Origin of the sequence: Pseudomonas sp. PA27(2017) (assembly GCF_001945445.1) — a bacterium.
Lineage (GTDB): Bacteria > Pseudomonadota > Gammaproteobacteria > Pseudomonadales > Pseudomonadaceae > Aquipseudomonas.
The window spans coordinates 1-22,722 of the sequence record NZ_MSXW01000007.1 but is presented as its reverse complement, the minus strand read 5'-3'; the positions used below and the strand labels follow the sequence as shown (position 1 = coordinate 22,722).

At 64.2% G+C, this 22,722-nt stretch carries 20 protein-coding genes; 13 read left to right on the top strand and 7 right to left on the bottom strand.

The window, feature by feature from the left end; genetic code table 11:
* Window positions 1-3: 3 nt before the first annotated feature.
* Both BVH06_RS02705 and BVH06_RS02700 read right to left on the bottom strand, forming a co-directional pair.
* Window positions 4-264, bottom strand: coding sequence for a DUF2892 domain-containing protein (locus tag BVH06_RS02705; protein WP_075933098.1), 261 nt, complete (start codon window positions 262-264; stop codon window positions 4-6).
* A gap of 11 nt (window positions 265-275) precedes the next feature.
* The gene (locus BVH06_RS02700) at window positions 276-653 is read right to left on the bottom strand and encodes a Rho termination factor N-terminal domain-containing protein (protein ID WP_075933097.1); all 378 of its coding nucleotides are present in this window, start codon (window positions 651-653) and stop codon (window positions 276-278) included.
* A gap of 229 nt (window positions 654-882) precedes the next feature.
* On the opposite strand from BVH06_RS02700, the gene BVH06_RS02695 reads away from it, so the two are divergent.
* From BVH06_RS02695 to katE, 3 genes are all read left to right on the top strand, one after another.
* Complete coding sequence (locus BVH06_RS02695) at window positions 883-1,281, top strand: DUF2513 domain-containing protein (protein WP_075931436.1); 399 nt, start codon at window positions 883-885, stop codon at window positions 1,279-1,281.
* An 18-nt stretch (window positions 1,282-1,299) separates the two neighbouring features.
* On the top strand, window positions 1,300-3,756 hold the full coding sequence (locus BVH06_RS02690; RefSeq protein ID WP_075933096.1) for a glycogen/starch/alpha-glucan phosphorylase: 2,457 nt from the start codon (window positions 1,300-1,302) through the stop codon (window positions 3,754-3,756).
* Between the two features lie 251 nt (window positions 3,757-4,007).
* Window positions 4,008-6,146: a catalase HPII gene (katE, locus tag BVH06_RS02685; RefSeq protein ID WP_075933095.1), complete on the top strand. Its 2,139-nt coding sequence runs from the start codon at window positions 4,008-4,010 to the stop codon at window positions 6,144-6,146.
* 401 nt (window positions 6,147-6,547) lie between these two features.
* Here katE and BVH06_RS02680 read toward each other — a convergent pair whose 3' ends face one another.
* Genes BVH06_RS02680 through BVH06_RS02670 form a run of 3 tightly spaced genes read right to left on the bottom strand, consistent with a single transcriptional unit; the run spans window position 6,548 to window position 7,742 of the window.
* Window positions 6,548-6,796 (bottom strand): hypothetical protein, encoded by a 249-nt coding sequence (locus BVH06_RS02680; protein ID WP_075931433.1) that lies wholly within the window; start codon window positions 6,794-6,796, stop codon window positions 6,548-6,550.
* Complete coding sequence (locus BVH06_RS02675) at window positions 6,793-7,515, bottom strand: NAD(P)H-binding protein (RefSeq protein WP_075933094.1); 723 nt, start codon at window positions 7,513-7,515, stop codon at window positions 6,793-6,795. The genes BVH06_RS02680 and BVH06_RS02675 overlap by 4 nt, the downstream gene beginning before the upstream one ends.
* Window positions 7,516-7,523: 8 nt before the next feature.
* Window positions 7,524-7,742: a hypothetical protein gene (locus BVH06_RS02670; RefSeq protein ID WP_075931431.1), complete on the bottom strand. Its 219-nt coding sequence runs from the start codon at window positions 7,740-7,742 to the stop codon at window positions 7,524-7,526.
* 210 nt (window positions 7,743-7,952) lie between these two features.
* On the opposite strand from BVH06_RS02670, the gene BVH06_RS02665 reads away from it, so the two are divergent.
* The 7 genes from BVH06_RS02665 (at window position 7,953) to glgB (ending at window position 18,758) form a co-directional block, all read left to right on the top strand.
* On the top strand, window positions 7,953-8,444 hold the full coding sequence (locus BVH06_RS02665; RefSeq protein ID WP_075933093.1) for an MgtC/SapB family protein: 492 nt from the start codon (window positions 7,953-7,955) through the stop codon (window positions 8,442-8,444).
* Between the two features lie 61 nt (window positions 8,445-8,505).
* Complete coding sequence (locus tag BVH06_RS02660) at window positions 8,506-8,748, top strand: hypothetical protein (RefSeq protein ID WP_075931429.1); 243 nt, start codon at window positions 8,506-8,508, stop codon at window positions 8,746-8,748.
* A gap of 122 nt (window positions 8,749-8,870) precedes the next feature.
* Window positions 8,871-9,695, top strand: coding sequence for a Ku protein (locus BVH06_RS02655; RefSeq protein WP_075931428.1), 825 nt, complete (start codon window positions 8,871-8,873; stop codon window positions 9,693-9,695).
* 11 nt (window positions 9,696-9,706) lie between these two features.
* Window positions 9,707-12,265, top strand: a complete 2,559-nt coding sequence (gene ligD / locus BVH06_RS02650; protein ID WP_075933092.1) for a DNA ligase D — start codon at window positions 9,707-9,709, stop codon at window positions 12,263-12,265.
* A 499-nt stretch (window positions 12,266-12,764) separates the two neighbouring features.
* Window positions 12,765-14,789, top strand: coding sequence for an alpha-1,4-glucan--maltose-1-phosphate maltosyltransferase (locus BVH06_RS02645; protein ID WP_256575115.1), 2,025 nt, complete (start codon window positions 12,765-12,767; stop codon window positions 14,787-14,789).
* Between the two features lie 133 nt (window positions 14,790-14,922).
* Window positions 14,923-16,557, top strand: coding sequence for a putative maltokinase (locus tag BVH06_RS02640; protein ID WP_075933091.1), 1,635 nt, complete (start codon window positions 14,923-14,925; stop codon window positions 16,555-16,557).
* On the top strand, window positions 16,554-18,758 hold the full coding sequence (glgB, locus tag BVH06_RS02635; protein ID WP_075933090.1) for a 1,4-alpha-glucan branching protein GlgB: 2,205 nt from the start codon (window positions 16,554-16,556) through the stop codon (window positions 18,756-18,758). Before BVH06_RS02640 ends, glgB begins: the two co-directional genes overlap by 4 nt.
* A gap of 78 nt (window positions 18,759-18,836) precedes the next feature.
* On the opposite strand, the gene BVH06_RS02630 is transcribed toward glgB, so the two are convergent.
* Complete coding sequence (locus BVH06_RS02630; RefSeq protein WP_075931424.1) at window positions 18,837-19,121, bottom strand: hypothetical protein; 285 nt, start codon at window positions 19,119-19,121, stop codon at window positions 18,837-18,839.
* Between the two features lie 215 nt (window positions 19,122-19,336).
* On the opposite strand from BVH06_RS02630, the gene BVH06_RS02625 reads away from it, so the two are divergent.
* From BVH06_RS02625 to BVH06_RS02615, 3 genes are all read left to right on the top strand, one after another.
* Window positions 19,337-20,425: a DUF1615 domain-containing protein gene (locus tag BVH06_RS02625; protein WP_139315551.1), complete on the top strand. Its 1,089-nt coding sequence runs from the start codon at window positions 19,337-19,339 to the stop codon at window positions 20,423-20,425.
* 80 nt (window positions 20,426-20,505) lie between these two features.
* Entirely contained in the window at window positions 20,506-21,345 is an 840-nt protein-coding gene (locus BVH06_RS02620) for an AraC family transcriptional regulator (RefSeq protein WP_075933088.1), read from the top strand.
* Window positions 21,346-21,392: 47 nt separating this feature from the next.
* Window positions 21,393-21,995: a LysE family translocator gene (locus tag BVH06_RS02615; protein ID WP_075931421.1), complete on the top strand. Its 603-nt coding sequence runs from the start codon at window positions 21,393-21,395 to the stop codon at window positions 21,993-21,995.
* A gap of 302 nt (window positions 21,996-22,297) precedes the next feature.
* Here BVH06_RS02615 and BVH06_RS02610 read toward each other — a convergent pair.
* Window positions 22,298-22,722, bottom strand: a 425-nt coding sequence (locus BVH06_RS02610; RefSeq protein WP_139315550.1) for a transposase, incomplete at its 5' end; no start/stop codon positions are given.

The window sequence follows — 22,722 nt, the reverse complement described above, 5'->3', positions numbered from 1 at the left end:
CAATTACTGACCTAACAGGCGCTGCGGTGGTGGCAGACGCTTGAGCGTGGCGGCTTTGCCACGCGCCGCCATGCGCCGCTTAGCCGGGCATATGCCGGTGACCCCGCGAAAGATGCCCAGCGCGCCGGCAGCGATGTCGGTCAGCCCGAACAGGCCGCCAACGGCCAGCCCCTTGCGAATCAGCAGTGCGCCGCCGGCGATGGAAATCACTCGCTCCATGGGCGCCAGGTTGGTCGCGCTGTGTTTGCTGTCGTGTGCAGGCATGGGAGCTCCTATCAAGAGGCTTTCTTCAGGGCGCTGAGCAGTTCGGCTTTGCGCATCGTCGAGCGGCCGCTGATCTGCCGGGCGCGGGCCAGGTGCAGCAATTCCTGTTTGCTCTGTTCGTCGAGGGGGCGGTTGGGGTGCACCTCGCCGCGTCGGCTAGCGGCTGCCTGGCGGGCGGAATCCTTGCGGGCGCGGGTTTTCTGCCCGGCGCTGGTCTGGCGTCCCGAGCCGCCGGCGCGCTCGCCACCGCCGGACTGCTTGTTGACGGTCGCCCAGGCCCTGGCGCGCGCCTGATCTTCTGGGATACCGCGCTCCTCATAGCTGGATTCGATGGCCGCCGCCTTGCGTTTCTGGGCCGCGGTGTACTTGTCTTTGCTTCCACGTGGCATGTCGGGCTCCTCGTCAGAACGACACTGGTCAAAGGCACTGGCCGATACCCCTGTGGCAGGCCGGCAGCGTGCCGAGTTCAGGGGGCTGGATGAGTGGTCGTCGGCAATTGGGCAGACGAATTGAACTCTCCTCCGGGTGCCGGACTCATTGCTAAGTGCTTTTGGGGCAGGGCGCGCCGAGCTCTGGCATGCGCCCGCCAGCCGCCGAACCTTATTCGAGGAGATGACGATGAAACGTGATTGGGAACTGATCCGTGAACTGCTGCTGCAGATCGAAGCACTGGAAACCGGACACCACTTTTACCCGCAGCAGGTCGGCGAGCACACTGCCGAATCGGTCAGCTACCATATTCATCTGATGTGCCAGGCCAACCTGATCGAGTGCTCCCAGCACCATCCGTGGAACGGCGCGCCGGTTTCCATCGCCAATGGCCTGACCCTGACCGGTCATGATCTGCTCGACGGCATCCGCGAAGATTCGCTCTGGGAAGCCAAGAAGGCCTTTCTGCAGGCCCGCGCCGGCGGCATCACCTATGAAGGTCTGAAGAACGCGCCGACCGCCGACTCCATGTTGTTCGCCGCCAGCCGCGGCACCGAAGAGGGTCATAACGGCCACGTCTATAACTGATTCAGGGAGCGAACCCGCATGGCCGAGGAAGCAGTGAAAGCAACAGACACCGTCGATACTTTCAAACAACTGATCCTGGCCAAGCTCAGGTATTCGGTGGGCAAGGACCCAGGTAACGCCTTCGCCCACGACTGGTTCGAAGCGGTCGCCCTGGCGGCTCGCGACCATCTGGTCGATCACTGGGAAGACGCTTCCCTGCAGGTCGACCGTCAGGAGCAGAAGCGCGTTTACTATCTCTCGCTGGAGTTCCTGATCGGCCGCCTGCTGGTCGACAACCTCAGCAACCTCGGCCTGCTGGATACCGCCCGCGAAGCGCTGGCGCAGCTGGACGTGGACTTCGAGCAGATTCGCAATCTGGAGCCCGACGCCGCCCTCGGCAACGGTGGCCTGGGCCGCTTGGCCGCCTGCTTCATGGAAAGCATGGCGACCCTGAATATCGCCGCCCACGGTTATGGCATCCGCTATGAGCACGGCCTGTTCCGCCAGGTGGTGGTCGACGGCTGGCAGCAGGAGCACACCGAAACCTGGCTGGATTTCGGCAACCCATGGGAGTTCGAGCGCCCGGAAGTCAGCTACAGCGTCGGCTTCGGCGGCAGCGTGGTGAACCTGGCCGATTCTGGCGACATCTCGCGCCACGAGTGGCACCCCAACGAGCAGGTGCGCGCCATTGCCTACGACACCCCGGTGGTCGGCTGGCGCCATTCCAGCGTCAACACCCTGCGCCTGTGGCGTGCCCGCGCCGAGGAAGACCTGCAGCTGGAGCGCTTCAATGCCGGCGATCACTTCGGCGCAGTGGCCGACGTGGTCAAGGCCGAGAGTATTTCCCGGGTGCTCTATCCGGCGGACAGCACCGAGGCTGGCCAGGAATTGCGTCTGCGCCAGGAGTTCTTCTTCGTTTCGGCATCGCTGCAGGACCTGATCGCCCGGCACCTGGAGCTGAACCTCGACATTCATTCGCTGCCCGACCGCGTCGCTATCCAGCTCAACGACACCCACCCGGCGATCGCCGTGGCCGAGCTGATGCGCCTGCTGGTCGACGTGTATCGCCTGGAGTGGTTCGAGGCCTGGAAGCTGACTACCGCGACCCTGTCCTACACCAACCACACCTTGCTGCCCGAGGCGTTGGAGTCCTGGCCGGTATCGCTGATGGAGCGCCTGCTACCGCGGCACATGCAGATCATTTATCTGATCAATGCGTACCACATCGATTCGCTGCGCGCGAAGGACATCCACGATTTCGACCTGCTGCGCTCCATCTCGCTGATCGACGAGGATCACGGCCGCCGCGTGCGCATGGGCAACCTGGCATTCCTGGGTTCGCACAGCATCAACGGCGTGTCTGCGCTGCACACCAACCTGATGCGCAAGAGCGTGTTCAGCGATTTCCATCGCCTGTATCCGGAGCGCATCAACAACAAGACCAACGGCGTGACCTTTCGGCGCTGGTTGTTCCAGGCAAACCCGCAGTTGACCGAGCTGCTGGTCGGCGCGCTGGGCGAGGGCGTGCTCGACACACCGGAAACCACCCTGCGTTCGCTCGAACCGTTCGCCGCCAAATCGTCGTTTCGCAAGCAGTTCGCCGCCCAGCGCCAGCACGCCAAACGAGCCCTCGCCGAACTGGTGCGCGAACGCATGGGCATCAGCCTGGACACCCAGGCGATCTTCGACGTGCAGGTCAAGCGCATCCACGAGTACAAACGCCAACTGCTCAACCTGCTGCACACCGTGGCGCTGTACCAGGCGATGCGCAACGACCCGGCCACCGACTGGGCGCCGCGGGTGAAGATCTTCGCCGGCAAGGCCGCGGCCAGCTATCACCAGGCCAAGCTGATCATCAAACTGGCCAACGACATCAGCCGCACCGTCAACGCCGACCCGACCCTGCGCGGGCTGCTCAAGGTGGTGTTCATCCCCAACTACAACGTCAGCCTGGCCGAGGTGATCATCCCGGCAGCCGATCTCTCCGAGCAGATTTCCACGGCTGGCCTGGAGGCCTCCGGTACCAGCAACATGAAGTTCGCCCTCAACGGCGCGCTGACCATCGGCACCCTGGATGGCGCCAATGTGGAGATGTCCGAGCAGATCGGCCGTGAGAACATGTTCATCTTCGGCATGACCGCCCAGCAGGTCGCGGCCCGTTCGCGGCGTGATCTGAACATGAGCGCTGAGGTGGCGGCTTCCGAGCGGCTGGCGGGGGGCCTGGAGGCGATTCGCTCCGGGGTGTTCTCGCCGGACGATCCGGGCCGCTACACCGGGCTGATCGACGGTCTGCTGGCCCATGACCGCTTTCTGGTCTGCGCCGACTTCCAGGCCTACTGGGAAGCGCAGCGCAAGGTCGACATCCTCTGGCGCACTCCTGATCGATGGTGGCAGGCGGCGGTGCTCAACACCGCGCGCACCGGCTGGTTCTCCTCGGATCGCACCATCCGCGAGTACGCCAAGGAAATCTGGAACGTGTCCGGCATCGACAACTGATCGCTGCGCAACAACGAGAAGCCCGGCATGCCTCGCACATGCCGGGCTTTTTCATGCTCAGGCCAGGCATTGGTGCCGTCCGTCCTGTTGCAGGGCATCGCCTCGCTAAATAACCCGAACGTCCCTACTCACATGGCCTCACATTCCTGAGGCGTCCATACGTCCAAACCGCGCCTGCCTGAGCGCGGAGGACGCTGTTGCCCCCGATCGATCGATCCGGCGGGCGATACCCATGTGAGGAGAGATGACTGATGGAATCCAAAGACAAGGGCCGTACCAGCGAGTTGGCGGGAACCGATACCGTCGACCGCGGCAACAGCAACAAGAAGATCGAGCAACTCGAACGTTTCCGTGAAGACGCCACCGGCCAGGCCCTGACCAATGACCACGGCACGCGCATTGCCGACAACCAGAACAGCCTGCGTGCTGGCGAGCGCGGCCCGTCGCTGCTCGAAGACGTGTTTCTACGCGAGAAGCTCACCCACTTCGACCACGAGCGCATTCCCGAGCGTGTGGTGCATGCCCGCGGCGCAGCGGCCCACGGTTACTTCCAGGTCTACGAAGACCTGAGCGAGCTGACCAAGGCGGACTTTCTCACCGACCCGAGCAAGAAGACCCCGGTGTTCGTGCGCTTCTCCACCGTGCAGGGCCCGCGCGGCTCGGCCGACACCGTGCGCGACGTGCGCGGTTTCGCCACCAAGTTCTATACCGACGAAGGCAACTTCGACCTGATCGGCAATAACATGCCGGTGTTCTTCATCCAGGACGCCATCAAGTTTCCCGACTTCGTGCATGCGGTGAAGCCCGAGCCCCATAACGAGATCCCCACCGGCGCATCCGCCCACGACACCTTCTGGGACTTCGTATCGCTGACCCCTGAGTCCGCCCACATGGTGCTCTGGACCATGTCCGACCGCGCCATTCCGGTCGGCTTTCGCGGTATGCAGGGCTTCGGCGTGCACACCTACCGGCTGGTCAACGCCGAAGGCCGTGCACACTTCGTCAAGTTCCACTGGCGCCCGGTCGCCGGCGTGTTCTCGCTGGTCTGGGACGAAGCGCAGAAGCTTGCCGGCAAGGACCCGGACTTCCACCGCCGCACCCTGTGGGACGACATCGAGAACGGCGACCCGCTGGAGTGGGAGCTGGGCCTGCAGGTGATTCCCGAGGAAGACGAGCACAAGTTCGACTTCGATCTGCTCGACGCCACCAAGCTGGTGCCCGAAGAACAGGTGCCGGTGCGTGTGGTCGGCAAGCTGGTACTCGACCGCAACCCGGACAACTTCTTCGCCGAAACCGAGCAGGTGGCCTTCCAGATGGCCAACATCGTGCCCGGGATCGACTTCACCAACGACCCGCTGCTACAGGGCCGGCTGTTCTCCTACACCGACACCCAACTGCTGCGCCTGGGCGGCCCGAACTTCAACGAGATCCCGATCAACCGTCCTGTCTGCCCGTTCCACAACAACAACCGCGACTCCTTCCACCGCCAGACCATCAACAAGGGCCGGGCTTCCTATGAGCCGAATTCCATCGATGGTGGCTGGCCGAAGGAAACTCCCGAGGCTCCGAAGGGCGGCGGCTACGTCAGCTATCCCGAGGAAGTGTCCGGGCCGAAGATCCGCAAGCGCGCCGAGTCGTTCGGCGATCACTTCTCCCAGGCGCGGCTGTTCTTCAACAGCATGAGCGACGCCGAGAAAGCGCACATCGTCGCGGCGTACAGCTTCGAGCTCGGCAAAGTCGAGCGCCTGTACATCCGTGAGCGCCAGGTGCATGAGATTCTCGCCAACATCGATCTGGATCTGGCCAAGCAGGTGGCGGCCAACGTCGGTGTCGACGCACCGAGCGGGTCCACCGTGCAGGTGCCGGAAATCTCCCTCAAGGAATCGCCGGCCCTGAGCCAGATGAACCTGCTGCCGGGCAACATCAAGTCGCGCAAGGTGGCGATCCTGATCGGCGACGGCGTCAAGCAGGCGGATATCGATGCCCTCACTGCAGAGCTCGATAAGCAAGGTGCGCAGTTCAAGCTGTTGGCGCCGAGCGCCGCGCCGGTGAAGAGCGATGCCGGCAAGCAGTTGGTGCCCAACGACTCCATGCAGGGCTTGCCGTCGGTGGCCTTCGATGCAGTATGGGTGCCCGGTGGTACGAGCTTCGCCAAGGCCCTGGAGGGCGATGGGGTGGCGTTGCATTACCTGCTCGAAGCTTACAAGCACCTCAAGGCCATCGGCCTGTGCGGCGAATCGGCGGACCTGCTCAAGGTGCTGAGACTCAAGGAAGACGAAGGGCTGCTTACCGGGAAGGCGGGCAGCGGGTTGGTTCAGCCATTCACCGCGGCCATCGCCAAGCACCGCGTGTGGGCCCGCGAGCCACTGACCAAGGCGATTCCAGCCTGATGTGAAAAAGCCCCTGTACCGCGAGGTGCAGGGGCTTTCAGCTGGGTATTGAAACCTTTTCAAAATCGTCCGGCCCGGTTTCAGCGCTTTGCCTGCAAAGTGGCGGGAGCTGCCGTTCCCACAATGGATCAGACAAGGGTGGACGACGCCTCATCCGTCCACCGCTTTTACGATCACGATGGTGGATGAAAAAGCGCCGGCTACGCGCCCCGATCAAGCCTACGAACTTGGCCCGTTTCTGTAGGAGCCGCGACCTCGCGGCGATCCGTTCAGGCGCTACCGATAGGCAACTAGGCTGCGATCTTTTCGCCCCGAGGTCGGGGCTCCCACAGGTTGGTTTGAGTGGCCGCTCTGCCTTATAGCAGCCTCTTCAACATTGCCTAAAAATCGTCAACTGATTCTTAGCTCATCAGCGCGTGCGCATGCTGCTGACAGGTACGCTGGGCACGGGCGCGCAATTTGGCGCGACGCGGTGCGTGCTGGCGACGCCATACCGGATCGCTGGGTGAGGCGGGCAGGGGCGGGAATTCTTCGGCCAGCTGGGCTTCAAGCTGGTAACGGTTGAGCAGGCGCAGCATGCCCCACAGCATGGCCGCCGATACCAGTAACCAACCGGAAATCATCAACAGAATATAGCTTTCAGGACTCATGGGGCCTCCTCGGCCTGCGGGCGAGAGTCGACGTGCAAACGCTGTTTGACGCTCGTCCCCTGCAGGCATTGGTCTATCACGCTGCAGGCATAGTGTTGCAGCGTCATGAATGCATTGGCGGGCTGCTGAAAAACTACCTGCGTTGCCATCGCAGCGTTAAAAGCAGGCTCAAAATGCTCATTTACAGCCTGTAAACTGCGCTTTTTCGCCTCCTTTTGCCTTGCGCTGGCTGCCTCGCCAACGTTTTTCAGCGGCCCACCAGGCTCTCTACCAGGCGCATCAACGAGCGTCCACGCCAGCGGCGATTTGTGCAGGCTATGTTGCAGGTGTTCAAGTTTCTCGGTGGGTAGCCCGTCATCGCGATCCAGCCAGCCGTGCTCGCCGATCAGCATCAGGCGTTCGACTCGCGCCGTCGGCAGCCCTTCGAGCAAGGCGATGATGGCATCGTAGCTACGCTCGAACCCTCCAATATGAAGCGAGCGACTGTTCAACACCACGATCACCGCATCCGTGCCGACAACGCTTCGCGCCACACTGTCGGCGTTGAACAGCGTGCCGCTCTTGGCCGCCAGGCCTGGGCGCGCGGCGATATCGGTCGGGTCATCGACGATCACCACGACCTGCAGGCCGCGCTCTAGCAGCACGTCCTGCAGCGCGTCGGTGATGCGATCCGGCGCGCCGTAGAGGGCGATTTTCTCGATGGGGCTAAGGTCGCTCATGATCGTGCTCAAGTCTGCCGCTGTTGACCGGGTTCCTGGTCGGTCGCGTCGCCAATCGGCTTCACCTCGATATCGGTGATCTCGCTGGGCAACTCGCTGCTGTGCAGCGATTCGACGTGGTAGCGGGCCTGTTCGGGGGTAAGCACCGAAGCTGCGGCCTGTACCTCCGTGGATTTCTTCTGCTTGCCAAGCCGGTAGCTGACGAGAAAGTAGTGATTTCTGGACATCCGAACCTCCTTTCGTCGTGCGCCTCGGGCGCGGGCGGCGTGCTCGCCTGTCAGAACAGTAGAGAGACCGGCGTTGCACGGCGTTCAGGTTTTTCGCCCAGCGGTACGTTGGCAAAAAAGGCAAACCTCTGGCCGCGGTGCGGGTCGATTGCACAAGCGCGGGCGAGCGCTGCGCTGGACTTCCTGAACGAGCAGGCTGGAGCGAACGACTTGAGTTTCTGGGACGCGGTACTGGCCACGCTGGCCAACGAATTTTCCGATCTGAGCACCCCCGAGCAGTTCACCCAAGTGACCCTGCGCCTGTTACTGGCGGCATTGCTGGGCGGCTTGCTGGGGCTCGAGCGCGAGACCAGCGGCAAGGCTGCCGGCGTGCGCACCCATATGCTGGTGGCCATCGGTTCGGCGATGTTCGTGCTGGTGCCGGCGCAGATGGGCGCCGAGCATGACGCCATGAGCCGGGTCATCCAGGGCTTGGTCGCCGGTATCGGATTCCTGTGCGCCGGCACCATCCTCAAGGGTGATTCGATGAACCAGGTCAAGGGCCTGACCACCGCTGCCGGTATCTGGCTGACCGCCGCCATCGGCATTACCGTGGGCATGGGGCGCGAGGCTACGGCGGTGCTGGCCACGCTCCTGGCGCTGTTCATCTTCAACACCGTGCCGCACCTGATTGCCTGGCTGGAGAAACGCGCGCGTGGATGACGGGAACGTCTCCGAGCTTGCAGCGCTCTTATGGAGTACCTCGTGAAAATGGGAGCCTGGTATGTTCCGTAATTTCAAGGGATGCATTGCCTGGACGGACGCCATGAAGGATGGCCAGCACTACGTTGGCCTGATCGAGTACCAACCCAAATGCGCCGGCGCTGCGGTGCAGCTGCTCTGGGTGCCGGCCTTGGGCTCGGTATGCGAGAGTGAGGCGGAAACCGCTGCCGACAATATGCTTCGGCAGATCCGCGACATCACCATCGACGGTGACGTGATCTACCGTGACGGCATTGCGTTATAGGCTCCCAACTCCCTCCCGGCGCGAGCCCGCGCCGCTGCCGCCGGGCCCTCCGGCGGATCATTGAAACTTTTGTTTTTACCGGCCAGTCACCCGTAAAGGACAACATTACGGGAGATCGCCACATGGCGCGTGCAATCTGGAAAGGGGCGATCAGTTTCGGGCTGGTTCACATTCCCGTGTCGCTGGTTTCGGCCACCGAATCCACAGGCATCGACTTCGACTGGCTGGATGCGCGCAGCATGGAGCCGGTCGGCTACAAGCGCGTCAACAAGGCCACCGGCAAGGAAGTCGACAAGGAGCACATCGCCAAGGGTGTGCAGGTGGAGAAGGGCCGCTACGTGATCATCAGCGAAGACGAGATTCGCGCTGCTCATCCGGAATCCACCCAGACCATCGACATCTTCGGTTTTCTCGATGCCGAGAACATCCCCCTGCAGAACATCGAGCGGCCCTATTACCTGGCGCCGGACAAGCGCGGCGAAAAGGTCTATGCGCTCCTGCAGCAGACCCTCAAAAGCTCCGGCAAGGTGGCGCTCGCCAACGTGGTATTGCACGTCAAGCAGCACCTGGCGGCGGTGATGGTCGACGGCGATGCGCTGCTGCTGGTGATGCTGCGCTGGCCCGATGAAGTGCGTGGCCTGGATACCCTGGAGCTGAGTGCGGCGGTGACCGGCGCCAAGCTCAGCAAGGGCGAGCGCGACATGGCCAAGCGCCTGGTGCGCGACATGACCGTCGAGTGGTCGCCCGACGAGTATCAGGACACCTTCCGCGACAAGATCATGAAACTGGTCGAGAAGAAGGCCAAGGCCGGCAAGATCGAAGACGTGGAAAGCGGCGAGCGCAAGCCGCCCAGCAAGAGCGCCGACGTCATCGACCTTACCGACTTGCTCAAGCGCAGCCTTGAGGGCAATTCCAGCAAACCGGCGCGCAAACGCTCGTCCAAGTGAGGTGAGCGGCCATGGCCAAGGCAACCAGTGCATACAACCGCAAGCGCAATTTCGATTCCACCAGCGAGCCTCGCGAACCTGCGCGGCGCAGCCGGGCCAAGGCGGGTGCGTTGACGTTCGTGGTGCAGAAGCATGATGCCCGGCACCTGCATTATGACTTTCGTCTGGAGCTGGAAGGCACCCTGAAAAGCTGGGCCGTGCCCAAGGGCCCAAGCCTGGATCCGAGTCAGAAACGTTTGGCCGTGCATGTCGAGGATCACCCGCTGGCTTATGCCAGCTTCGAGGGCAGCATCGCCGAGGGCAATTATGGCGCAGGGGACGTGATCGTCTGGGATCACGGTATCTGGCAGCCCGAGGGCGATCCGGTTGCCGGGTATGAAACCGGCAAGCTCAAGTTCACTTTGATCGGTGAAAAGCTCAGTGGCGCCTGGACGCTGGTGCGCACGCGCCTGAAGGGCAGCGGCGACAAGCAGCAATGGCTGCTGATCAAGGAGCAGGATGACGTGGCCCGGCCTGCAGCCGAGTACGACATCGTCAGCGAGCTGCCGGCCAGCGTGATAAGTGGCGAGCTGGTTGGTGGCATGGAAAAGCCCGCCGCCAATCAGGCGCAGAAAACCCGATCGCGCAGCGAGCCAAAGGTGCAGCCGAGCCGCAAGAAAGCCGCCGAGGTGGCCATGCCGGACAGCCTGTCGCCAGAGCTGGCCACCCTGGTCGAATCGCCGCCGGCCGGCGACTGGCTCTACGAGATCAAGTACGACGGCTACCGGATCATGGCCCGCGTCAAAGAAGGCGAGGTGACCCTATTCAGCCGCAACGGCCATGACTGGACGGCCCGTATGGCGCCCCAGGCAAAAGCGCTGGAAAAGCTCAAGCTCGGCGACAGCTGGCTGGACGGCGAGGCTGTGGTGCTCGATGAACAGGGCATGCCGGATTTCCAGGCGCTGCAGAACGCTTTCGATGACGCCCGCAGCGGCGACATCCTGTATTTCCTGTTCGACGCGCCCTGGCTAGATGGCGTCGACCAGCGCGAGTTGCCGGTCGAGCAGCGCCGCAAGACGCTGCAGCAGAAACTGCCCAAACGCAAAGGTCCGCTACGGTTTTCCGAGGCCTTCGAGGTCGATCATCAGAGTGTGCTGGGCAGTGCCTGTGCCCTGGGCCTGGAAGGGGTGATCGGCAAGCGCGCTGGCAGCCCGTACCGGTCCTCGCGCAGCGCCGACTGGATCAAGCTCAAGTGCCGGCAGCGCCAGGAGTTCGTGGTGGTCGGTTTCACCAAGCCCCAGGGCAGCCGCTCGGGCTTCGGTGCGCTGCTGCTGGCGGTCAACGAAGCGAAGGGCCTGCGCTACGCAGGGCGGGTTGGCACCGGCTTCAACGAGACGCTGCTCGCCAACTTGCACAAGCGCATGAAAGCGCTGGCGCGTGATGACTCGCCGCTGCACAAGCAGCCAGGCGCGGCCCAGCGCCGTGGCGTGCAGTGGATCGAGCCGCAACTGGTGGTCGAGGTGGCCTTTGCCGGCTGGACCGGAGAAGGCCTGGTGCGTCAGGGCGCCTTCGTTGGCGAGCGCAGCGACAAGCCGGCCGAGCAGATCGTCGAGGAGCAGGTAGCGTCAGCCAAGGATGTGGAAGAGGGCGCGTCAGTAAGGAAAGCGCCCGGCAGGGTTTCGGCGCGCAAAGGGCGTGAGCAGATTAGCGAGGTGTCGGTCAGCCATCCCGAGCGGGTCATCGACGAGCAGAGCGGCACCACCAAAGCGCAGCTCGCACGTTTCTACGCCGAAATTGCCGACTGGCTGCTGCCCGACGTACGCAACCGGCCGGTATCGTTGCTGCGCGCACCAGCCGGCGTGGGCGGCGAACAGTTCTTCCAGAAGCATGCCGAGCGCCTGGCGATTCCCAATATCCGTCATCTGGATGCCGACCTCGACCCAGGCCATGACCGCTTGATGGCCATCGACAGCCTGCCGGCCCTGGTCGGCGCGGTGCAGATGGGCGCCATCGAGTTGCACACCTGGAATACCGCTTACGCCAGCATCGAACGGCCGGACCGGCTGATCCTCGACCTCGACCCGGATCCGGCGCTGCCCTGGCGCGCCGTGCTGGAGGCCACGCGGCTGAGCCTTTCGGTGCTCGACGAGCTGGGCCTGGAAACCTTCGTGAAAACCAGCGGCGGTGCCGGCATGCACTTGGTGGTGCCGCTGGCCCGGCATGTCGACTGGGACACGTTGAAGGCATTCGGCAAAGCGATCTCGCAATTCATGGCCAGCGAGTTGCCGGATCGCTTCAGCGCCCGCATGGGCCCGAAGAACCGCATCGGCAAGGTCTACCTGGATTACCTGCGCAACGGCCGCGGTGCCAGCACCGTGGCTGCCTATTCGGTGCGCGCGCGGCCTGGCTTGCCGGTATCGGTACCGATCAACCGCGAGGAGCTGGGGCAGTTGCGCGACTCGAAGCAGTGGCATATCGGCAACCTTCAAGAGCGGTTGGCCAAGCTGAAGGGTGATCCCTGGGATGGTTATGCCAATCGTCAGCGCATTACCCAGGCGATGTGGAGGAAGCTCGGCGCCGAGTCTCTCTGAGAGCCTGTTCTCGACCTTGCGGCTCGACTTCAGCGTATTGACTGCAACGTGGCGGGAGCGGTCGTTATTCAATCCACTGTAGGAGCCGCGACCTCGCGGCGATTCGTTCAGGCACCGCCGATAGGCGGTCAGGCTGCAATCGTTTCGCCCCGAGGTCGGGGCTCCCACAGGTTGGCTTGGGTGACTGCTTCTGCCTTGTAGCAGCCAATTTGATCTCGCCCTAAAAGATCGTGTGCAGTTTCCGAGGCGCATCTGCCTCGCCTCGGAAACTATGAACTTTGGCAAACACGCCAGGTTCGGAGATAGACAGGTCGCGGCACCCCGCAGCGCCTCGTCGACGTGCAAGGCAACGGCGCCTCTCAGGCCGAGAGTCTGCACTCGATGGGGCGTTAAAGGGCGCTCGGCAAATCCGCATTCAGGTACGCACTGTCGCGTACAGCCCGTGGCGTGCCACGGTGCAACAGCTTATACGCCTGCCAGGCGTGAGGAGCCCGTTTCGATGCCGTCCGCTGATCCGCAAGCCGCTTTTCTGCAAGAACCCGTTCGTCTCAGCCATCGCCAGCTGTCGCTGGAACAGGCGCTGGATTTACCGCGCCTGGCCATCGAGGAGGTCGAGCCGCAGGTCGAACAGGGGCGCTTCGCTGCCAAGGCCATCGCCGGGGATCGGGTCACGGTCAGCGCGCTGATCTTCGCCGATGGCCACGACAAGCTGGCCGGTGAGGTGCTGTGGCGCGACGTGGGCGCGTCGGACTGGCACCGTGAACCGCTGGTGGATGTCGGCCTCGAGCGCTGGCAGGCCGAGATCACTCCGCAGCGGGTCGGCGAGGTGGAGTTCCTCATCGAGGCCTGGTGGGACATCTACGCCAGTTACTGCTACGAGCTGTCGAAGAAATTCGGCGCCGGGGTGACCATCAACCTCGAGTTGCAGGAAGGCCAGGCCTTGCTGCGCGAGGCCGCTGATCGGGCCGAGGGCGATCTGGCCGTCAGCCTGCTGGCGCTGTGCGATGAGCTGCAGGAGTTGCAAAGCCTGGACGAACGCGTAGCGCTGTTGCTGGCGCCCGAAACCGTAGCCCTGGTGCGCCGCGCCGAGGGCCATCCGCATCGCACCCGCAGCGCTACCTATCTGCTCGATGTGGAGCGCCCGCTGGCGCGCTTCGCCAGCTGGTACGAGCTGTTTCCCCGTTCGGAAACCGACGACCCCGAGCGCCATGGCACCTTGCGTGACGTAATCGGGCGCTTGCCGGCGATCCAGGCGATGGGGTTCGACGTGCTGTATTTCCCGCCGATTCATCCTATCGGCACTACCCATCGCAAGGGCCGCAACAACTCGCTGAGCGCGGGGCCGGACGATCCCGGCAGCCCCTACGCCATCGGCAGCCCGGACGGCGGCCACGAGGCCATTCACCCGCAGCTCGGCACCCGCGAGGATTTCGTCGCGCTGGTCGAGGCGGCACGCGAGCACGATCTGGAAATCGCCCTGGATTTCGCCATCCAGTGCTCGCCCGATCACCCATGGCTCGAGCAGCACCCCGGCTGGTTCAGCTGGCGCCCGGACGGCACCATCCGCCATGCCGAAAACCCGCCGAAGAAATACGAAGACATCGTCAACGTCGACTTTTACGCCAGGGACGCGGTGCCCGACCTGTGGCTGGCGCTGCGCGACGTGGTGCGCGGCTGGGTAGAACTGGGCGTGTACCAGTTTCGCGTCGACAACCCGCACACCAAGCCGCTGCCGTTCTGGGAATGGCTGATCGCCGATATCCGCAAGACCCATCCGCAGGTGATGTTCCTCGCCGAAGCCTTCACCCGCCCGGCGATGATGGCGCGTTTGGGCAAGGTGGGCTTTACCCAGAGCTACACTTATTTCACCTGGCGCAACACCAAGGCCGAGCTGGAAAGCTACCTGACCCAGCTCAACGAGGCGCCCTGGCGCGATTGCTATCGCCCCAACTTCTTCGTCAACACGCCGGACATCAACCCCTACTTCCTGCACCACAGCGGGCGCGCGGGCTTTCTGATCCGCGCCGCGCTGGCGACCATGGGCTCGGGGCTGTGGGGTATGTATTCGGGCTTCGAGATCTGCGAATCCCTGCCGGTGCCGGGCAAAGAGGAATACCTGGATTCGGAGAAATACGAAATTCGTGTGCGCGACTACCAGGCGCCGGGCAACATCGTCGCCGAAATCGCCCAGCTCAATCGTATCCGCCGGCAGAACCCGGCGTTGCAGACTCACCTGGGGTTTCAGGCTTACACCTGCTGGAACGACAACATCCTGTATTTCGGCAAGCGCACCGCCGATCGTGAGAACTTCATCCTGGTGGCCGTCAGCCTAGACCCGCACAACGCTCAGGAGGCGCACTTCGAGTTGCCGCTGTGGGAACTGGGCCTGGATGACCACGCTACTACCCACGGTGAAGACCTGATGACCGGCCACACCTGGCACTGGCACGGCAAGACGCAGTGGATGCGCATCGAGCCCTGGCATCAGCCGTTCGGCATCTGGCGCATCCGCGTGGCGAGCTGAGGAGCCGGTCGATGGCGCGCCCAGCCTGGTGCTGCACCTTTACCGATGACCGCTGCGGACCGGGCCACTCGATGGCTTGTTCACTCGGTCGTCCTCTGGCATCTACTGGCTTCTGCTCGCCGAGGAGGCGCAAATGACCAGCTCGCATTCAACATCGGTCGACCCCATGCCGGAGCTGACCATCCTGGTGATCAACGACCAACTCGGCGAGCTGCTGCAATTGCCGGCTCGCGCGATCCTGGAGCAGCAGTCGCTGCCGGCCTACCTGCCCAAGCGCCGCTGGTTCTCCGGCGGGGCCGAGGACGTCAGGCAAGTGAAGCTGCTGTATGCCGTCCCGTTCGGCAGCGCGGATCAACCTTACGTGCTCAGTGAAGTGGAGGTGGTGCGCCAGTGCGGCAGTATCGAGCACTATCAGGTGCCGCTCGGCTACGTAGGCGAGCAGGACGTCGGCAGCGGCCTGTCGCAACAACTGGCCCTGGCCCGGCTGCGTCGCGGTAGTCAGCTGGGGCTGCTCACCGACGGCTATACGCTGCCGGGTTTCGTGCGCCATGTGATGGGCCAATTGGGCGAGCGCAGCGTGCTGGGCTGGCAGGGCAGCGAGATCCAGTTCTTGCCCACCGCGCGCCTGCAGGAGCTGGGCGACCTGAGCAATGCCAAGGTCAAGCTGATCTCCGCGGAGCAATCCAACAGCTCGGCGATCATCGATGAGCAAGCCGTGCTCAAGCTGGTACGTCGCGTGCTGCCGGGCATTCACCCGGAGGCGGAGATCGGCGGCTACCTGACGGCGGCCGGCTTCGAGCATATCGCACCGCTGTTGGGCGAAGTGCGCCGCGTGGACGAGCAGGGCGTGCCCCACACGCTGATGATCCTGCAGGGTTATCTGCACAATCAGGGCGATGCCTGGCAGTGGACGCTGAACAACCTGGAGCGCGCGGTTCGCGAAGAACTGGCCGGCGGGCATGTCGAAAAGGAGAACCGGCATGGCGCCCTGGCCGAGCTGGAAACCTTCGCCGGCCTGTTGGGCAAGCGCCTGGGTGAGATGCATGTCGCCCTCGGCCAGGCCAGCGACAACCCGGACTTCGGCTACCACGAGACCGGCGACGCCGAAGTGGCCGAGTGGTCGCAGAACATCACCGCGCAGGTACGTGAAGCGCTGAAGGTGATCGCCGAGGGCCGCGGGCACTTGCCGGGTGAAGCCGCCAACCAGGCAGACTGGCTGGCCGCCCGCCATGAGCAGATTCTCGAACGGGTCGAAGACCTGGCGCGGCGTTCGGCGGGCGGCATCCGCATGCGCGTGCATGGCGACCTGCACCTGGGCCAGGTGCTGGTGGTGCAGGGCGACGCCTACCTGATCGATTTCGAAGGTGAACCGACCCGCACCCTGGAGGAGCGCCGCGCTTTCTACAGCCCGCTCAAGGATGTCGCCGGCATGTTGCGCTCCTTCGACTACGCGGCCGCCATGGCCATGCGCAGCGCACAGAGCGCCGACGCCACGGCCGAGGCCGAGCAGGCCCGCCAGCATATCGCCGGGCTGTATCGCAGCCAGGCCAGAACCGCATTCAATGAAGCCTACCGGCTGGCGGCTGCCGATCTGCCCCACGCCTGGCACGACCGTGAAGGTGAAGTGGCAGCCCTGGCGCTGTTCTGCATCGAAAAGGCGGCTTACGAAATTCTGTATGAAGCGCGCTATCGTCCCGATTGGCTGGAAGTTCCGGTGCAAGGGTTGATAGAGCTGAGCAAGTATCTCTTGGGGAGCGGTAAACGATGAGTAATGGAGAAACCGAACGCCAGGTGGCGGGTATCGAGCGCGCCGCCGTCGAGGCCCTGATACGGGGCGAGCATGGCGATCCGTTTTCGATTCTGGGCCCCCATGCATTCGCCCACGGGCTGACCATCCGCGCCTACCTGCCCGGCGCCCTCGGCGTCGAGCTGATCCATGCGGTGAGTGGCGAGGTGCTCGGCACCCTGGAACAGTCCAGCGTGCCGGGGCTGTTCAGCATACGCATCGAGCAGCAGGTGCCGTATCGCTACCGCATCCAGTGGGGTACTGGCGTACAGGAAACCGAGGATCCTTACGCCTTCGGTCAGCTGCTCGGCGAGATGGACCTGTACCTGTTCGCCGAGGGCAACCATCGTGAGCTGGGCAAGAGCCTGGGCGCGCAGTTCACCACTCACGAAGGCGTGCAGGGCGTGCGTTTTTCGGTATGGGCGCCCAATGCCCGACGGGTGTCGGTGGTCGGCCACTTCAACGGCTGGGATGGCCGCCGCCATCCGATGCGCCTGCGCCAGCCCAGCGGCGTGTGGGAGCTGTTCATTCCGCGCCTGGCGCCCGGCGAAGTCTACAAATACGAGATTCTTGGCCGCGATGGATTGCTGCCGCTCAAGGCGGACCCCATGGCGCTGGCCAGCGAGTTGCCGCCGGCCACTGGTTCGGTAGTTTCTGCACCGCTGCAGTTCGACTGGCACGATGACCATTGGCTGGAGCAGCGCCAGGCCCAGCAGGGCTACCAGGCGCCGATGTCGATCTATGAATTGCATGCCGGCTCCTGGCGCCGCGAGGGCGGCGAGAATGGCCGCCTGCTGAGCTGGCGTGAGCTGAGTGAACAGCTGATTCCCTACGTGCAGCAGTTGGGCTTCACCCATATCGAGCTGATGCCGATCATGGAGCACCCGTTCGGCGGCTCCTGGGGCTATCAGTTGCTGTCGCAATTCGCCCCGACCGCTCGCTATGGCAGCCCGGCGGATTTCGCCGCCTTCGTCGACGCCTGCCACCAGGCCGGCATTGGCGTGATCCTCGACTGGGTGCCCGCGCATTTCCCCACCGACGCCCACGGCCTGGGCCAGTTCGACGGCACCGCGCTCTATGAGTATGCCCATCCCTTCGAGGGCTTCCACCAGGATTGGGATACCTACATCTACAACCTGGGCCGCACCGAGGTGCACGGCTTCATGCTGGCCTCGGCACTGCACTGGCTGCGCACCTACCATATCGACGGGCTGCGCGTGGATGCCGTGGCCTCGATGCTCTACCGCGATTATTCGCGCAAGGACGGCGAGTGGATCCCCAACCGTTTCGGCGGGCGCGAGAACCTGGAAAGCATCGACTTCCTGCGCCATCTCAACGACGTGGTCGCCCAGGAAGTGCCTGGCGCACTGGTGATCGCCGAGGAATCGACTGCCTGGCCGGGTGTCAGCCGACCGACCCAGGAAGGCGGCCTGGGCTTTTCCTACAAATGGAACATGGGCTGGATGCACGACAGCCTCAAATACGCCGCCGAGGATCCGCTGCACCGTCGCCACCACCACCATCAGCTGACTTTCGGCCTGCTTTACGCCTTTTCCGAGCATTTCGTGCTGCCCATCTCCCACGACGAAGTGGTGCACGGCAAGCGCTCCCTGCTCGACAAGATGCCCGGCGATCGCTGGCAGAAGTTCGCCAACCTGCGCCTGTACCTGAGCTTCATGTGGAGCCATCCCGGCAAGAAGCTGCTGTTCATGGGCTGCGAGTTCGGCCAGTGGCGCGAGTGGAACCACGACCACGAACTGGACTGGTATCTGCTGCGCTACGGCGAGCACAAGGGCGTTCAGCAACTGGTCAGCGATCTCAACGGGCTGTACCGCCACGAGCCGGCGCTGCACCAGCTCGACGGCAGCGCCGAGGGTTTCGCCTGGCTGATCGGCGATGACGCCAGTAACAGCGTGTTCGCCTGGTTGCGTCATGACGGGAGCGGCGCACCGCTGCTGGTGGTGCACAACTTCACGCCCGAGCCGCGCAACGGCTACCGTGTCGGTGTGCCGAAAGAAGGCGCCTGGCACGTGCTGCTCAACAGCGATGCCGAGCGTTATGCCGGCTCCAATGCCGGCAGCCAGGGCGGGCTGTTCAGCGAGGGGGTGGTCAGCCATGGTCAGCCACAATCGCTGAGCCTGGATCTGCCACCGCTGGGTACGCTGGTTATCAAGCCGCAGTAAGGCAAAGAGGGGTGGGTCGATTGCTCGGCCCACCCCTTTGGCGATCAGCTGCGGGCCTCGTTGAGGCCACCGCGATCCTTACACGTAAGGCTGTTCAGCGAACCCTCTGGGCAGGCGGTTGCGACCCGGCAGGTCGGCCAGGCGTTGCTGCCAGGAGGTGCGCCAATCGGTACGCGGCTGCGCGACCTTGGATTTGCGTGCGGCGCGGCGTGCGGCGTTGCGGGTGTCGCGACGCGCCTGCTTGTACACCTCGGTGTTGCGGCAGTTACGGCATTTCACCTGATTCAGCTCTCTGCTGGAGGCGAGTTTTTCGCCGTGGGTGCCACAGGCGAGATGACCGTCGATCTTGTAATGGGTAACCATGGTGGATCTCCTTGCTCATATCGATCCTGGAGCGCAACCCGCTCCTCGTCCGCAGGCCAGGTATCGCGGGCCTTCGTGATGGGTAGACCGCTTCGCTTGTCGGTCGGTTCGAACCGCTTACGCCTGGCCGCGAGCGCCTGAGGCCGAAATAATCGCGGACGGCGCGGCGTTGACGTTGTCAGAGGCTCAAGCCCGATCATCCCGAGGAGCCACTGGTGAGGTGTTTTTTCCTGCGTTCATCCGCTGCGTTATCGATTCTGCTGCTGGCCGGTTGCGCCTCCCAGTCACGGGGGCCGGCGCCGAAACCGGCCGAAGTGCGCGCGCAGATCGTACGGCTGATGCCGATCAACACGCCGGATCGTGAAGGCTGGGCCGCCGATATCTACGCCGCCTTCGCCGCCCAGGACATCGCGCCGACCACCGAGAACATCTGCGCCGTGCTGGCGGTGACCGAACAGGAATCGACCTTCAACGCCGACCCGCCGGTGCCGGGGCTGGCAAAGATCGCCCGGGCGGAAATCGACCGCCGCGCCGCCAGCCTGCACATCCCGCGGCTGCTGGTGAACGCCGCGCTGCGCATCGAGTCGCCGACCGGCAAGACCTACCAACAGCGGCTGGACAGCGTGCGCACCGAAAAGCAGCTGAGCGAAATCTTCGACGACTTCACCGGCATGGTGCCCCTCGGTCGCCAACTCTTCGGTACCCTCAACCCCGTGCGCACAGGCGGGCCGATGCAGGTCAGCATCGCCTTCGCCCAGGCCAATGCCGAGGGCTATCCCTATCCGCCGGACGGCTCGATCCGCCGCGAGGTGTTCAGCCGCCGTGGCGGCATGTACTTCGGCATTGCCCACCTGCTGGGCTATCCGGCCAATTACCCGAAACCGCTGTACCGCTTCGCCGACTTCAACGCCGGCTGGTATGCCAGCCGCAACGCCGCCTTCCAGAATGCCGTCACCAGTGCCTCGGGGATTGCGTTGGCGCTGGACGGCGACCTGATCATCCACGGCAGCAGCAAGGCCAGTGCCACCGAACTGGCAGTACGCTCCCTGGGCGAGCGTCTGGACATGAGCGACCGCGCGGTTCGCCGCGATCTGGAGGAGGGCGATAGCCTGGATTTCGAGGACAGCCGCCTGTACGAGCGGGTGTTCGCCCTGGCCGACGCAGCGGAGGGCAAGCCGGTACCGCGCGAACTGCTGCCGGGCATCGTGCTCAAGAGCCCGAAGATCACCCGCCGGCTGACCACCGCCTGGTTCGCCGATCGCGTCGATACGCGCCACCAGCGCTGCATGGCACGGGCCAGATGAACGGTTGCTCAAAACTTCCAGAAAGGGCACCCCAGGTCGGTTAGCATCATCAGTCCACACACCGTGGCGCTGGAGCAGGCATGAGCGCGCAGAGTTGGGTCGACCTGGCCCAGGACGCAGACACCGGTATCGAGACCATCCGCGCGCATTTTCGCGGGCACGCCTACGACCCCCACTGGCACGACGCCTATCTGGTCGGTTTCACCGAACAGGGCGTGCAGCAGTTCAATTGCCGCAAGCAGTTGAACAGCAGCCTGGCGGGCCAGGTCTTCCTGCTCGAGCCCGGCGAACTGCACGACGGCCACGCGCCGGAGCCGGAAGGCTTCACCTACTCGATGCTGTACCTGGATACCCAGTGGCTGGAACGTGAGCTGCGCAGCCTGTTCGAGCAGGCGCCAGCCGACTGCCTGCCCGGTTTCGGCGCCACCCTGGCCAGCGACCCGCGCCTGCTGGCCTCGGTAGTCGAAGCGTTCGGCGCCCTGCATCGCCAGGAGCTGCGCATGGTCAGGCAGTCTGCCCTCGACGGCCTGCTGGCGGGCCTCACCGAACGTCTGCACTGGCGTCGCCGCCTGGATGTCGACCCGCGCCTGCCGCTGGTGGCGCAGCGTGCGCGGGACTTCCTGCATGACCAGCACACCCGCGATATCGGCCTGGATGACCTGGCCGCGGCCTGCGGCGTTGATCGCTTTCGGCTGAGCCGCGCCTTCAAGGCCGCCTTCGGCCTGGCGCCCCATGCCTATCTGGTGCAACTGCGCCTGGCCCGTGCGCGGCACCTGCTGGCCCGCGGCGAGCCGCCGGTGCAGGTGGCGGCGATTCTCGGCTTTGCCGACCAAAGCCACCTGGGCCGCTGGTTTCGCCGCGCCTACGGCATCACCCCGGCGAACTATCAGCGCCGCTGCTCAAAGCTTCCAGACCGCTGAGGCGCTTGCGCCGATGATCAGGGCTCGGATCGTTCAGGAGCCCGTTCATGACTCAGCTGTTGCCCTTCATGCTGTTCGCCTTCGTCGCCTCCATCACCCCGGGGCCCACCAACGTGCTGGTGCTGGGCAGCAGCGCCCGATACGGCGTGGCCGCGACCCTGCCGCTGGTACTCGGTGCCTGTTTCGGCGCTGCGGCCATCGTGGTGGCGGTGGGGCTCGGCCTCGGTGAGCTGCTGCAGCAGCATCCGCGTCTGCAATGGGCGATGGCCTGGTTCGGTGTGCTGTGGCTGAGCTACCTGGCCTGGCGCATCTTCAGCAGCCCCGCGGCAGCGCTGGATGGTGCGGCCGCGGCGGACGAAAAACGCCTCGGTCTGTTCGCCGGCGCGGCGCTGCAACTGGTCAACCCCAAGACCTGGATGATGGCCCTGGCGGTGGTCAGCGTGTTCGCCACACCGGGGCCCGGCCAAGCGCTGCGCGTGGCGTTGCTGGCGGCGATCTTCCTGGCTATTTCCCTGCCGTGCCTGGGGTGCTGGGCGCTACTGGGGCGCGGCGCCGCACGGCTATTCACCTCGGCACGGGCCATGGGCCGCTTCAATCAGGTCATGGCCGTGCTGCTCCTGGTCTCGGCCTGGCTGGGTGCGCCGCTATGAACCGCTGACGTGCGAGGGTGATGTTCCTAAGCAAGTGTTGAGTTGCTCACGAACCCTGTGGGAAACGCGACCTCGCGGCGAATCGCGAGCACGACGCCGTCATCGCGGTAGGGCCGCAATCGATTTCGCGCCGGGGTCGACGCTCCCACGCTGGCGTTGGGATGCTCGCGATCATTGTAGGAGACGCGACCCGCGGCGAATCGTGAGCACCGCGCCATTCACGCGGTATGGCCGCAGTCGCCTTCGCGCCGGGGGTGACGCTCCCACGCGGGCGTTGGGATGCTCGCGGTCATTGTAAGATTCTATGTCAAGGATCCCCCTTTTTCGGGGTTGTAATCGACCTGCTTCTGCATCAGCGCAAAGGCGATACGAGCGAGTTTACGGGCCAGGATGGTCAGGGCTTCTGTTCGCTTGAGCCCACGCTTGAGGTAGCCCTGATAGATGTCGTGCCACCGCTGACTGCGCGCAGCCGCCATCGCAGCGTTGTGCAGAAGTCGGCGGATCTCTGGGTCACCTTGCTTGGTCATTTTGCGTTGCCCGCAGTATCGCCCTGATTCCTTCATGCGCACATCCAGTCCCAGGAAGGCGATGAACGCATCGCTATTGCGAAAAGTGCCTCTGAGAAAAGCCATGTTCAGGGCCGCTGCCGTCAGCGGGCCAATTCCTTCAACCGCCTGGCAGCGCTTGCTCTGTTGGGCCAAGCCCGAGTCATTCAGTGCTTGGTGGA

Coding starts and splice junctions, on each gene's coding strand:
- BVH06_RS02640 (WP_075933091.1), top strand. CDS start 14,923: ATGACCAGCTCGCATTCAACATCGGTCGACCCCATGCCGGAGCTGACC.
- BVH06_RS02615 (WP_075931421.1), top strand. CDS start 21,393: ATGACTCAGCTGTTGCCCTTCATGCTGTTCGCCTTCGTCGCCTCCATC.
- BVH06_RS02620 (WP_075933088.1), top strand. CDS start 20,506: ATGAGCGCGCAGAGTTGGGTCGACCTGGCCCAGGACGCAGACACCGGT.
- katE (WP_075933095.1), top strand. CDS start 4,008: ATGGAATCCAAAGACAAGGGCCGTACCAGCGAGTTGGCGGGAACCGAT.
- BVH06_RS02645 (WP_256575115.1), top strand. CDS start 12,765: ATGCCGTCCGCTGATCCGCAAGCCGCTTTTCTGCAAGAACCCGTTCGT.
- BVH06_RS02660 (WP_075931429.1), top strand. CDS start 8,506: ATGTTCCGTAATTTCAAGGGATGCATTGCCTGGACGGACGCCATGAAG.
- BVH06_RS02705 (WP_075933098.1), bottom strand. CDS start 264: ATGCCTGCACACGACAGCAAACACAGCGCGACCAACCTGGCGCCCATG.
- BVH06_RS02675 (WP_075933094.1), bottom strand. CDS start 7,515: ATGAGCGACCTTAGCCCCATCGAGAAAATCGCCCTCTACGGCGCGCCG.
- ligD (WP_075933092.1), top strand. CDS start 9,707: ATGGCCAAGGCAACCAGTGCATACAACCGCAAGCGCAATTTCGATTCC.
- BVH06_RS02630 (WP_075931424.1), bottom strand. CDS start 19,121: ATGGTTACCCATTACAAGATCGACGGTCATCTCGCCTGTGGCACCCAC.
- BVH06_RS02670 (WP_075931431.1), bottom strand. CDS start 7,742: ATGTCCAGAAATCACTACTTTCTCGTCAGCTACCGGCTTGGCAAGCAG.
- BVH06_RS02655 (WP_075931428.1), top strand. CDS start 8,871: ATGGCGCGTGCAATCTGGAAAGGGGCGATCAGTTTCGGGCTGGTTCAC.
- BVH06_RS02680 (WP_075931433.1), bottom strand. CDS start 6,796: ATGAGTCCTGAAAGCTATATTCTGTTGATGATTTCCGGTTGGTTACTG.
- glgB (WP_075933090.1), top strand. CDS start 16,554: ATGAGTAATGGAGAAACCGAACGCCAGGTGGCGGGTATCGAGCGCGCC.
- BVH06_RS02695 (WP_075931436.1), top strand. CDS start 883: ATGAAACGTGATTGGGAACTGATCCGTGAACTGCTGCTGCAGATCGAA.
- BVH06_RS02700 (WP_075933097.1), bottom strand. CDS start 653: ATGCCACGTGGAAGCAAAGACAAGTACACCGCGGCCCAGAAACGCAAG.
- BVH06_RS02690 (WP_075933096.1), top strand. CDS start 1,300: ATGGCCGAGGAAGCAGTGAAAGCAACAGACACCGTCGATACTTTCAAA.